Origin of the sequence: Streptomyces sp. HUAS TT11 (assembly GCF_051553595.1) — a bacterium.
Taxonomy (GTDB): Bacteria; Actinomycetota; Actinomycetes; order Streptomycetales; family Streptomycetaceae; genus Streptomyces.
Genome location: NZ_CP196184.1, coordinates 8,951,481 through 8,962,956, shown reverse-complemented (window position 1 = coordinate 8,962,956; position 11,476 = coordinate 8,951,481). Strand labels below are relative to the sequence as shown.

General features: G+C 69.3%; 13 protein-coding genes. 4 read left to right on the top strand and 9 right to left on the bottom strand.

The features are described 5' to 3' along the window. Position 1 precedes the first annotated feature (1 nt). From ACSHXN_RS40310 to ACSHXN_RS40295, 4 genes are read right to left on the bottom strand one after another with little or no spacing between them, the layout of a single operon-like run. Positions 2–994 carry an ABC transporter substrate-binding protein gene (locus ACSHXN_RS40310; protein ID WP_355138409.1) on the bottom strand — a complete coding sequence of 331 codons (993 nt, stop codon included), beginning with the start codon at positions 992–994 and terminating at the stop codon, positions 2–4. Positions 995–1,004: 10 nt separating this feature from the next. Continuing rightward, positions 1,005–2,027: an amidohydrolase family protein gene (locus ACSHXN_RS40305; RefSeq protein WP_383357979.1), complete on the bottom strand. Its 1,023-nt coding sequence runs from the start codon at positions 2,025–2,027 to the stop codon at positions 1,005–1,007. Continuing rightward, complete coding sequence (locus tag ACSHXN_RS40300) at positions 2,017–2,712, bottom strand: 4-carboxy-4-hydroxy-2-oxoadipate aldolase/oxaloacetate decarboxylase (protein ID WP_355138405.1); 696 nt, start codon at positions 2,710–2,712, stop codon at positions 2,017–2,019. Before ACSHXN_RS40300 ends, ACSHXN_RS40305 begins: the two co-directional genes overlap by 11 nt. Next, entirely contained in the window at positions 2,709–3,824 is a 1,116-nt protein-coding gene (locus tag ACSHXN_RS40295; protein ID WP_355138403.1) for a zinc-dependent alcohol dehydrogenase, read from the bottom strand. Before ACSHXN_RS40295 ends, ACSHXN_RS40300 begins: the two co-directional genes overlap by 4 nt. A gap of 84 nt (positions 3,825–3,908) precedes the next feature. Between ACSHXN_RS40295 and ACSHXN_RS40290 the strand changes: the two genes are divergently transcribed. Further along, positions 3,909–4,856, top strand: a complete 948-nt coding sequence (locus tag ACSHXN_RS40290) for an ABC transporter substrate-binding protein (RefSeq protein WP_355138401.1) — start codon at positions 3,909–3,911, stop codon at positions 4,854–4,856. Positions 4,857–4,888: 32 nt separating this feature from the next. Beyond that, on the top strand, positions 4,889–5,341 hold the full coding sequence (locus tag ACSHXN_RS40285) for an RpiB/LacA/LacB family sugar-phosphate isomerase (RefSeq protein WP_355138399.1): 453 nt from the start codon (positions 4,889–4,891) through the stop codon (positions 5,339–5,341). A 48-nt stretch (positions 5,342–5,389) separates the two neighbouring features. Here ACSHXN_RS40285 and ACSHXN_RS40280 read toward each other — a convergent pair whose 3' ends face one another. The 5 genes from ACSHXN_RS40280 to ACSHXN_RS40260 form a co-directional block, all read right to left on the bottom strand. Then, entirely contained in the window at positions 5,390–6,244 is an 855-nt protein-coding gene (locus tag ACSHXN_RS40280) for an alpha/beta fold hydrolase (protein WP_438305965.1), read from the bottom strand. Positions 6,245–6,296: 52 nt separating this feature from the next. Next, positions 6,297–7,130 carry a 3-methyl-2-oxobutanoate hydroxymethyltransferase gene (locus ACSHXN_RS40275; protein WP_355138395.1) on the bottom strand — a complete coding sequence of 278 codons (834 nt, stop codon included), beginning with the start codon at positions 7,128–7,130 and terminating at the stop codon, positions 6,297–6,299. 10 nt (positions 7,131–7,140) lie between these two features. Beyond that, positions 7,141–7,632 carry a 3-methyl-2-oxobutanoate hydroxymethyltransferase gene (locus ACSHXN_RS40270; RefSeq protein ID WP_355138393.1) on the bottom strand — a complete coding sequence of 164 codons (492 nt, stop codon included), beginning with the start codon at positions 7,630–7,632 and terminating at the stop codon, positions 7,141–7,143. 1 nt (position 7,633) lies between these two features. Next, positions 7,634–8,926: an aromatic ring-hydroxylating dioxygenase subunit alpha gene (locus tag ACSHXN_RS40265; protein WP_355138391.1), complete on the bottom strand. Its 1,293-nt coding sequence runs from the start codon at positions 8,924–8,926 to the stop codon at positions 7,634–7,636. Positions 8,927–9,010: 84 nt separating this feature from the next. Then, on the bottom strand, positions 9,011–9,325 hold the full coding sequence (locus ACSHXN_RS40260) for a 2Fe-2S iron-sulfur cluster-binding protein (protein WP_425579132.1): 315 nt from the start codon (positions 9,323–9,325) through the stop codon (positions 9,011–9,013). A 152-nt stretch (positions 9,326–9,477) separates the two neighbouring features. Between ACSHXN_RS40260 and ACSHXN_RS40255 the strand changes: the two genes are divergently transcribed. After that, positions 9,478–10,242 carry a 2,3-bisphosphoglycerate-dependent phosphoglycerate mutase gene (locus ACSHXN_RS40255; protein WP_355138389.1) on the top strand — a complete coding sequence of 255 codons (765 nt, stop codon included), beginning with the start codon at positions 9,478–9,480 and terminating at the stop codon, positions 10,240–10,242. A gap of 99 nt (positions 10,243–10,341) precedes the next feature. Continuing rightward, entirely contained in the window at positions 10,342–11,475 is a 1,134-nt protein-coding gene (locus ACSHXN_RS40250) for an ethanolamine ammonia lyase-activating protein (protein ID WP_355138387.1), read from the top strand. The last annotated feature ends 1 nt before the right edge of the window (position 11,476 follow it).

The following is an 11,476-nucleotide window of genomic DNA, read 5'->3' as shown; positions in this document are numbered from 1 at the left end:
GTCAGATCACCGCGGATTCGAGCGACTCGGGGGCGAAGAGCTCCTCCGGGCGCCACAGCCGCTCCGACAGCCCCTGCTCGTGGTGGTAGCGCAGGAACGTGGTCAGCGTCTCGCGGTTGCTCTCCAGGCCGTAGGACCAGTAGTCCCGGCCCAGCAAGGCGCGCGCCTCCTCCAGCTGGGGGGTGAGCCAGGGCAGCATGAAGCGGAGGGCGGAGGTGTCGTACAGACTGCCGTACGCCGCCTCCTTGGCCGCCAGCAGGGCCTTGTAGAGCGACTGCGCGACCCAGGGGTGGCGGTCGTAGACGTCCCGCCTGATCACCACCACATGCATGATCGGGAAGATTCCGGTGTCGGCGTAGTAGTCCTTCTCGGCGGCGACGACGTCCGGGAACACCCGCCGTACGCGCGGGTCCCCGGCGACGAACGGGCTCGGGACCCGTGGCGTGCACAGGGCGTCGATCTCGCCCTCGGCGAGCATCTCGGCCAGCGTCCTGTCCTCGGGGATGCGGCTGATGCGCAGGGAGTCCGGCAGCTTCACGCCCGCCTTCTCGATGCGGCCGGGTGTCTCCTGCCCGCCGGTCAGGTAACTGACCGAGTCGAAGGGCACCCCGTACCGGTCGGCCAGGATCCCCCGCATCCACACACAGGCGGTCAACTGGTATTCCGGCGTGCCGATGCGTTTGCCCCGCAGGTCCTCCGGGGCCGAGATGCCCGCGTCGGTGTGGCAGTACAGCGAGCCGTGGCGGAACATGCGCGAGGTGTAGACGGGCAGCGCCACGAAGGGTGCCGGATCGGCGCGCAACGACAGGACGTACGAGGACAGCGACAGCTCCGCCACCTCGAACTCCTGGTGGCGCATCATGCGGAAGAAGGTCTCCTCGACGGGCAGCCGCAGATACGTCAGATCGATACCGTCGGGACGGACGGTGCCCTCCTCCAGGGCGCGTGTGCGGTCGTAGTCGCCGCAGGCGAGGGTGAGGTGCAGTCGGGACATGGGGTGGTCGTCACCGTCCTTCCGCGATCAGGCGTGCGTCCAGACGCGGGTAGACGCGCCGGGCGTTGGCCTCGTAGACCTTGTGCCGTTGCTCGTCGCCGAGTCCCGCCCGGTCGACGTAGCTCTTGGTGTCGTCCCAGGCGATGCCGGTCTGCGGGTCCGCGCCGCGCACGGCGCCCAGCATCTCCGAGGCGAACAGGATGTTGTCGGCTCCGATCACCTGGTGCAGCAAGTCGATGCCCGGCTGGTGGTACACGCAGGTGTCGAAGAAGACGTTGTTCATCAGGTGGTCGGAGGGGTCCGGCCGGCCCAGGCGGACGGCGAGACCGCGGTAGCGCCCCCAGTGGTACGGCACGGCACCGCCGCCGTGCGGGATCACGAACCGCAGCGTGGGGAAGCGGGCGAACAGGTCGCCCTCGACGAACTGCATGAAGGCCGAGGTGTCGGCGTTGAGGTAATGGGCGCCCAGGGCATGGAAGTTGGGGTTGCAGGACGCCGAGACGTGGATCATCGCGGGGACGTCCAGTTCGGCCATCGTCTCGTACAGGGGGTACCAGTACGCGTCGGTGAGCGGTGGCGAGGTCCAATGGCCGCCGGACGGGTCCGGGTTGAGGTTGCAGCCGACGAACCCGAGGTCCTCCACGCAGCGGCGCAGTTCGGCGACGGCGTCGTCGAGCCCACCGCCCGGTGTCTGCGGCAGCTGGCACACGGCGGCGAAGTTCCGCGGGAACAGTTCGACGGCTCGGTGGACGAGGTCGTTGTTCACCCGCGCCCATGTGCGCGCGGTCGCCGGGTCCGGGACATGATGTTCCATGCCGGATGCCTTCGGCGAGAAGAGCATCAGGTCGCCGCCGCGTTCCCGCAACAGCTTCAGCTGGTTGGTCTCGACGCTCTCACGGATCGCGTCGTCGCTGATGGCGGCGGGTTCGGGGACAGGCAGCGACGGGTCCGCGAGACGGGCCAACTGCGCGTCCCGAAAGGCCTGATGGGGCCGGGGTGCCGTGGTGTAGTGGCCGTGCACATCAATGATCATCCGTGGCCTCCGGGTCGACGTACGTGAGTCCCTTGTGGGCCAGGCGCTCACGCATCGAGTTGACGTCGAGGCTCAGCTCGCCGTTCGCATAGCGTGTGCGGCTGACGGCCTCCCTCTCCTCCCGTGCCCGGCAGCCGTCGAGCACGGCCTGAGCGTCGTGCCGCGGCACGACGACCACACCGTCGTCGTCGGCGACGAGGACGTCACCGGGCCGGATGTGCTGCCCGGCGCACACGAGCGGGGTGTTGACGTCACCGAGGGTCTCCTTGACCGTGCCGAACGCGCTGATGTGCCGCGCCCATACGGGGAACCCCATCCGCTGCAGCTCCGCCACATCGCGGCAGCCGGCGTCGATGACCACTCCGCGCACGCCGCGCGCGGAGACCGCGGTGGCCAACAGATCACCGAAGTAGCCGGCCTGGGAGGGCGAGGTCGGGGAGACCACGAGGATGTCGCCGTCCCGGCACTGCTCCACCGCGACATGGATCATCCAGTTGTCGCCGGGCGGCACGCTGACGGTCACGGCGGTGCCCGCGATGTGCGCGCCCGCCCACACGGGACGCAGTGCGGGGTCGAGGAGCCCGGTGCGATGCTGGGCCTCGTGGACGGTGGCCACGCCGAACGCCGCCAGGGCGTCGACCGTGGCCCGGTCGGCGCGGCGCGGGTCGCGGACGACGATGCTCATGCGGCCGCCCACGGCAGGAGCGAGACGTGCACGGCGTCCTCGCCGCCCTCGCCGCCGACCGTGCGGATGGCACGGTCGACCTCGGTGAGGGGGAAGCTGTGGGTGCTGAGTTTCTCCAGGGGGAAGCGGCCCGATGCGAGCTGTTCCAGGGCGAGTTCGCAGGAGCGGTAGCTGTGGCCGCGAGCGCTCTTGAGGGCGATCGACTTCTCCGTCAGCTTCTTCATGGGGAAGTCGGGGAACGCGGCCAGTTCGCCCTGGACCACCATCGTTCCCTCACGTCGCTTGAGCGCGTCGATGCCGAGCAGCACGGGTGCGGTGCCCGCGCCCGCGGTGCAGTCCAGGACCACGTCGACCCCGCGGCCGCCGGTGATGTCCAGGACGCGGGAGAGGGCGTCCTCCTGGGTGACGTCGATGACGTGGTCGGCACCCAGCTCCCTGGCCAGGGACAGGCGCGCCGCGTCCCGGGTGGTGCCGGTGACGATGATGAGGGAGGCGCCGGCCTGCTTGCAGGCGACGACTTGGGACAACCCCTGCTGCCCGGGGCCCTGGATGAGGACGGTGGAGGCGTAGCCGACGCCCGCGGTGACCAGCGCCCACTCGATGCCGTTCGACAACGGCGTGACAAGCCCTGCGAGTTCGGCCGACACCCCGTCGGGCACGCGGTGGGTGACCGAGTTCCACGGCAGGTAAAGGTACTGGGCGAAGCCGCCCCACAGGTGGTACGGGTGGTTCGCCGACGTGTAGCCGTACCGGCGGGCGTCGGGGTTGGTGCGCCAGTCGGTGGCCTCGCAGTGGCGGTACTCGCCCCGGTGGCACCACTCGCAGCGGTAGCAGCCGACGTAGTGCTCGACGAACACCCGGTCCCCTTCGGCCAGTCCCTTGCGCTCGGTGAAGGTGCGGCCGGCCTTCGCGATGACGCCCACGTTCTCGTGTCCCATGATCACGGGGTCGGTGAACGGCGGCTTCGCGTACATCTTCACGTCGGTGCCGCAGATGCCGGCCACCTCGACCTTCAACAGGGCTCCGTCATCGGGTATGTCCGGCATCGGGAACTCCTGCAGCTCGGTCCGGCCGGGCGCCGTTCTGACCGCCGCCAGCACCTGTTCCGCCATGACGTCGTCTCCTCACGTTCGGGGATGTCCCGCCGGATCGACAGTCTATGGACTTATGGACTAACCATGCTACCTTTTCGAGTCATGGCCGTACCTCAACTCAGGACCGTGACCCGGACGCAGGGCAACAACGAAGCGCTCAAGACAGGGGCGGTCACGCCCCGCGGCTTCCGCTTCGAGTTCGAGGAAGTCCCCGTTCTCGTCGACGCCTTCCGGCGCATGGTGCGCGGGCTGGAGTTCGACGTCAGCGAGATGGCACTGACCACGTATCTGGTCGCCAAGGCGCACGGGGCACGGTTCACCGCCGTGCCCGTCTTCCTGGTGCGCGGCTTCCACCACGGGGCGGTCTTCCACGACCCGGCGTCGGATGTGCGCAGCCCCAAGGACCTCGAGGGCCGCAGGGTCGGCGTCAGCCGTGGCTACACGGTGACCACCGGCGTCTGGGCGCGCGCGGTTCTCCAGGAGGAGTACGGCGTGGACCTCGACAAGGTGACCTGGGTGCTGTCGGGCGACGAGCACGTCGCGGCGTACCGGCCCCCGGCGAACGTCGTTCCCCTGGACTCCGACGGTTCGCTTCAGGACGCGCTGCTCGCCGGGGACCTCGCCGCGATGATCGGACCCAGGCCGGCGTCCTCGGCCCTCGCTCCGCTGATCCCGGAACCCGAAGAGTCAGGCTTCACCGCCCTGCGCGAACGCGCCCTGTACCCGATCAACCACCTGATCGTCATCCGTGACGAACTGCTGGCGGAGCAACCCGAGTTGGGTGCTCTGGTCTTCGACGCGTTCGCCCGGGCCAAGCAGCTCTATGTGGACCGGCTGCACAGCGGGGCCATCGACTCCCCCACCGCCACGGACCGCATGTACCGGCGGGTACTGGAGGTGACCGGCACGGATCCCCTGCCGTACGGGGTGGAGCCGAACCGCGCCGTGCTGGAACTGCTCATGCGACACGCCGTGGACCAGCACATCCTCGAACGGCCGCTTCCGCTGGAGGGGTTGTTCGCCGAGAGCACGCGCACGCTGATCGCCTGACCGCACGCTCACCGTCAGCCGAAGGGACCTGTATGCGCATCGCCATCGCCGCCGACCACAACGGCTACGCCCTCAAAGCACGGCTCATCGCCTGGCTGACCGCACAGGGGCACACCGTCGACGACCGCGGCAGCCACAGCGAGGAGACGGTCGACTACCCGCCGCTGTGCGCGGACGTGTGCCGGCAGGTGACCGACGGTCACGCCGAGCGCGGGATCGTCCTCGGTGGAAGCGGACTCGGGGAGACCGTCGCCTGCAACAAGATCCGGGGGATCCGGGCGGGGCTGTGCCACGACCTGTGGAGCACCCGCATCTCCCGCGGCAACAACGACTCCAACGTCCTTGTCCTGGCGGCGAAGATCCTGTCACCTGAGGACGCCGAGGGCATCGTCGGGACATGGCTCACGACACCCTTCAAGGGCGGGGTGCACGCGCGGCGGCTCGAGCAGATCGCCGCGCTGGAACGGGAGTCGGCGCGCACCTGAGCCAGGGGCCCGGCCGCGCCTCCCCCAGCGGCCGGGCCCCTTCATCTCCTACGTCCGCACTCCCGCCAGGAACTTCAGCACCCGGGCCGGCGCCGACTCCTCGGTCTGCTCGGCCACCGGCACGTCCCAGTACTCGTTGTCGGGCAGGCATTCCTGGAGATACCTGGCGGCCGACGGCGCGTGCGACGTGTCCTCGCCCGGGACGATCAACGCCGGTACGTCCAGCCCGAGCAGGTCTTCCGGCTCGGGACCCGGCACGGTGTCCCGGTCGAACAGCAGCCGCGCCATGCCGGTGACCGTCGCCCGGTAGCGGTCGAGGTCCATCCGTGCGTAGGCGTCGGCGAACCCGGGGTCGGTACGGATCACCTGGGCCCAGGGACCGACCCGAGGATCCTTCGTGAAGCCGGCGTCCGAGCCACGCGCGAGGGACACCACCTGCTCCAGCCCGTGCTCGTCCGCGTACACCGCATGGCGCCGGAACCGATCGTGCTGTTTCATCCGGTACTTCACCCCGCCCGCGGGCGAGTACAGCACCATGCTCAGCACCCGCTCCGGCCGGGCGACCCCGAATGCGGCGACGGTGGAGCAGCCGACGCAGCCCCCCATCAAGTGCGCCCGCTCGATGCCGAGGTGGTCGAGCAGGCCGGCACCCTGGCGGACGTAGTCGGCCCAGGAGATCCGCTCCAACCGTCCCCCCGACCGACCCGACTCACGCCGGTCGAAGGTCACACAGGTGTAGCTCTCGGTGAGGTGGTCGAGCAGACGCAGGCGCCGGTAGACACCCACGGTCCGCCAGCCCTCCAGACTGGAGTCGAAGCCTCCGGGTGAGAACATCAGCAGCGGCGGTCCCGAACCGGTGACCTCGTAGCGTGTCGGAATTCCGTCGATGACGGCGGTGGGCACGGTCGTTCACTCCTTTCGCGTCATACGGGCCGACCCGACGGCCGGCCGGTTGTCAGGTCGCCGGCGGGACGGGCACACCGCCGGCGACCTGGCGTGCCGCTCGTACGTCCGCGGAGTAGGCGGTGATCGCGTCGAGCGTGATCCGGGCGACATTGGCGTAGGTGTCCGGGGGATCGTCGAGGGCGGACGCGGCATAGCCGATGGCCGCGTGGGCCATGCGCATCCGCCCGTCCAGCCAGGGACCGCCGCCGAAGCCGCCGAGCACCGGGATGGAGACGGCCTCGGCCACGGCCGCCCCCACCACCGGGCCGGAGTTGGTGAAGTTGAGCAGGGCGGCACCCGCCTCCTGAAGCCGTTCGGCCTCCGCGACAAGGGCGTCCTTCATCTCCACCGGCACCTGGTCGGCGCTCGCAGGAACGGCGCTGTACTCCACTCCGTACCGCAGTGCCGTCTGCGGGGTGATCCCGAACTGGGCGAACACCGGGATGCCCGCGCGCGTGATCGCGGTGACGGCATCGGGGAATTCGGAGGCCGCGTCCACCTTGACCATGTCGACTCCGGCCTCCTTGACGAACCGGATGGCCGCCCTGACCGCGCTGTCCGTTCCCTCCTGCAAGGGGCCGAACGGGAAGTCGGCGCTCACCAGGGCCCGCCGCACACCCCGGCGTACCGCCTGGGTGACGGTGATCATCTGGTCCATCGTCACCTCGAAGGGGTTGCTCTGCCCCCACAGGTTCACGCCGACCGTGTCACCGACGGAGACCAGGTCGACGCCGGCCCGGTCGACGATGCGCGCGATCTGGTAGTCCCAGGCCACGACACCGACGATCTTGCGCTTCTCGTCCTTCATGCGCTGCAACCCGCGCAGGGTGACCTTCTCGGGCATACGGGTCCTCCTAGACCCTGAGGGCCGTGAGCAGTTCGAAGGCGTCGCCCTCGTCGGCGGACAGCAGCAGCACGCGGGCATAGGGACGCAGAGCCGCGACGGCGTCGTCGGCCTCGAAACCGTCGCCCAGGATCACGCCCGCCGTGGTGATCCCCCGCCGGCCGCAGATCCTGCCGATCGCGGCCGCCGCGGCCCGGCCGCCGTCCTCCGTGGCGAGGACGACGACCACGTCGGTGCCGGCGAGAACCTCGTCGAGCGGGACGGTGGGGCCGTCCAGCTCGTGCAGCAGGCCGTCGCCGTCCCGGACCTCGCGGCTGGTGTAGAAGCGGGCATGGGCCCAGGACCGCTGGGCAAGACGGCGCACCACCGCCGCGGCCCGGTCGTCCAGCGCCACGACCCGTGCGGCCCGGGCCGGGGCGATGGGTACGTCGATCCGGAACCGGGACTCGCTCGCCGAGGCCGCTCGGGCGCTCTCACTCAGATGCATCGACGCGGTCGTCATGTCACACCGAGGTCTGAGCGACGCCGGGGGTCACCTTCACCGCGTCACGGCAGGAGTCCAGGAAGGACTCGGCCTGCGGCAGTACCACCGCCGCCGACCGCACCCTTTGGTGCTCCGGATCCACACCGGGCGGCGTGACGCCCTCGTCCCGCAGTGCGATGGCGGCCTTGCGCAGCTTCTGCCGGGCCTTGATGATCCCGCTGTCGGCGGGGACGAGCCGCTCCTTGGAGCGGTCGACGATGGGCCCCATGCTCTCCTGGAGCGAGGCGTCCTGCATGGCGATGCCCGCCACGCCGGAGTAGGTCTCACCGCGCTTCTGCGCCTCGCGGTCGATCAGATAGTCGTTGTCCATGTTGGCCATGGGCCGGTACGTGCCGGGGATGTTCTTGCTGTGGACGCCATGGCCGTCGATCATGGCCTGCCGTTCGGTCTCGGTGAGGGCCCGCACGGGGTGGTAGTCGAAGGAGTAGGTCCAGCAGTTCTCGTCGTCGATCGGCACCCAGAAGTGGCCGTGCACCGGATGGTCTCCGCGCGGCGGGACCATGGTGAAGGCAGGCATGACCCAGGGTGTGATCCGCCAGTAGTACTGCCCCTCCTCGGCGTTGCGCCGAGCGCCCACGAACAGTCCGCCCACGCTGTCGGCGACCTCGAAGAAGGGCTTGGTGTCGTTCAGGTTGTACTCGTTGCCCTTCGCGCCCCGGAACAGCGGGTCGGTCTTCAGGCCGCCGGAGTGCAGGAAGGTGACATGGCTGGAGTCGATGCCGCCTTCGAAGGCCTGGAGCCAGTTGCACTGCTGCCAGCGCTTGGAGGTGTAGGTCTGCTCGGCCGGGACGTGGACCCACTCGAACTCCGGGAGCGGGGGCCGGGTGGCCGCGTCTCCCATGTGGGTCCACAGCACGTCGCCTATCTTCACCAGGGGGTACGACGTCAATTGGACGTTCTGGCAGAAGCTGCTGTTGTCGGCCTCCGAGGGGACCTCGATGCACTGGCCGGTCACGTCGTACTTCCAGCCGTGGTACGGGCAGCGCAGGCCGGAGCCCTCGTTGCGGCCGAACCACAGGGAGGCGCCGCGGTGGGCGCAGAACTCGTCGATGAGGCCGTAGCGCCCTTCGCTGTCGCGGAAGGCCACCATGCGTTCGGACAGCAGCTTGACGCGTACCGGCGGGCAGTCGTCCTCCGGGAGTTCCTCGGCGAGCAGCGCGGGGATCCAGTACTGGCGGAACAGTTCGCCCATCGGCGTCCCGGATCCGGTCTGGGTGAGCAGCTCGTTGATGTCTTTTCTGAGCACGGCCATATCCCTTTCAGGTACTGACCCGCCGGCGGGTCGTGGACATCGGTGCGGAGCTCGGTGTGGAACGGTGCGTCGGCCGCCCGGCGCTCACGGCTGTTCCGGGGGGATGTCGACGGTGATCCCGTCGAGTTCCCGGGTGAGACGGATCTGGCACGACAGACGACTGGTCTCCCGGCGCTCGGCCACGGCCAGGTCGAGCAGGTCGTCCTCCATGTCGCCCGGCGGTCCGACCAGCGGCGCGAACTCCTCGCGCACCCACACATGGCAGGTGGCGCAGGACTGGTTGCCGCCGCATTCGGCGACGATCCCGGGAACACCGTTCTTCACCGCAGCTGCCATGACCGAGTCCCCGACCGTCGCATCGACGGTGTACTCGGGACCGTCGCTGCCGACGAAGATCACCTTGGGCAAGGTCCCTGTTTCCTCTCGCGATCGGCGGAATCCACTGCGAACGGGCATGCCGCTGGGGCCGCACTCCGTTCGGTGGTCTGTCCATTAGACCAGAATGCTGAAAGAGGGAACAAGAGACGGGACGAGGGATCACAATCGGCGGCATGGGAACACTGATCCTGCTTCGCCACGGCGAGAGCGCCTGGAACGCCAGGCAGCTGTTCACCGGCTGGACCGATGTCGACCTCACCTCGCACGGAGAACAACAGGCCGTACGGTGCGGCGAGTTGCTGCGCGAGGCGGGTCTCGTGCCCGACGCGGTGCACAGCTCGGCCCTGACCCGGGCGGTGCGAACCGCCGACCTGGTCGCAGGGAGCGCCGGCGCCCACGGGGCGCGGATCACCGCGCACTGGCGGCTCAACGAACGCCACTACGGAGCCTTGCAGGGCCGGGAGAAGGGCGACGTCCTGAAGGAGTTCGGCGAGGAGCGCTTCCGGCTGTGGCGCCGCTCCTACGACGCCGCCCCGCCACCGGTCGCCGAAGGCGCCCCGGGAGACGTCTCGGACGACCCGCGCTACGCGGACGTACCCCGTTCCCTTCTGCCGCGCACGGAGTCCCTCGCCGACGTCACGGCCCGGCTGCTGCCGTACTGGCACCGGGCCGTCGTACCGGATCTGCGTGCGGGCCGCACCACGTTGCTCGTCGCGCACAGCAACTCGCTGCGCGCCCTTGTCGCCCACCTGGACCGGATGAGCCGCGAGGAGGTGCCGGGCCTGAACATCCCCACCGCCATGCCCCTGCGGTACGACCTCGGCGAGGACCTGGAACCGCTCGTTCGGGGCGGCCGCTACCTGGAACCCGCGGCCGCCGCGACGGCTGCCGCGGAGGTGGCCGCAGAGGGATTCCGATCATCGCGCGCGACTCGTTGACGCCCTCCAGTAGTGGACTTATGGTTCTACCAATCCACACCCCCTATTTCCCTGTCAGCGCACGTCATGTCGCAAGAGCCGACCAGGAAGGGCCGTCGAATGGCCAAGGATGCGCTCGTCAACGACTCCCTGGCGGCGAAGTTCGCCACGGAGAAGGAATCCCCCTACACACGCTGGGTCGCCGCCGAGGGACTCGACATCATCGCGGCCCACTACATCCCCGATCTGCGTACCGTCGAACTGAAGCCGTGGGAACGACGCGGCGGCCGGGGCGTCTTCATCAACCACGAGGCCACCCGCACCTCCAACGACTGCTACGTCTGCGAGATCCCGGCCGGCGGTGCACTCGCCCCCCAGCGGCAGCTGTTCGAGGAGATGATCCTGGTCCTCGACGGCCAGGGGTCGACGAAGGTCTGGAACGACTCCGGCGCCGAGGTGACCTTCGAGTGGCAGGCCGGATCGATCTTCGCCATTCCGCTCAACGCCCATCACCAGCACTTCAACGGCTCCGGCCGCAGGGCGGCGCGCTTCGTCTCCTCGACAAACCTGCCTCCCGTCATCAACCTCTACGGCGACCCGGACTTCGTCTTCAACACCCCGAGGGACTTCCCGGACCGCTTCGACGGCGAGCCCGACTACTTCTCCCCCAGGGGCGAGCAGAAGGGGCTGCTGCTCGACACGAACTTCGTCGCGGACGCGGTCAACCTTCCGCTGGTCGAGGCGAAGGAGCGGGGCGCGGGTGGTGGACACATCCGCTTCGCGATGGCCAAGGGGTCGATGAACAGCCACATCTCCCAGTTCCCGACCGCGACGTACAAGAAGGGGCACCGGCACGGCCCCGGCGCCCATGTCATCATCCTCTCCGGCGAGGGCTACAGCCTGATGTGGCCGGAGGGCGAGGAGCCCCGCCGCTACGAGTGGGGGCCGGGCGCCTTGATCGTCCCGCCGAACATGTGGTTCCACCAGCACTTCAACACCGGTACCGAGCCGAGCCGTTATCTCGCCTTCAAGCACGAGGTCGTGTCCGTACGCAACGCCCAAGGTGTGCCGAAGGCCTGGATCAGCCGGCGCATCGGCGGCGACCAGATCGACTACGCCGACGAGTCGACCTATGTGCGTGAGACGTTCCGGGAGGCCCTGGCCAAGCACGGGATGGAGCCCAGGATGGACGCCGTCTACGAGGCGGAGCTCGCCACGCTCCCGCCGAGCCCGGAGCAGTCGGCCACCGTCTGAC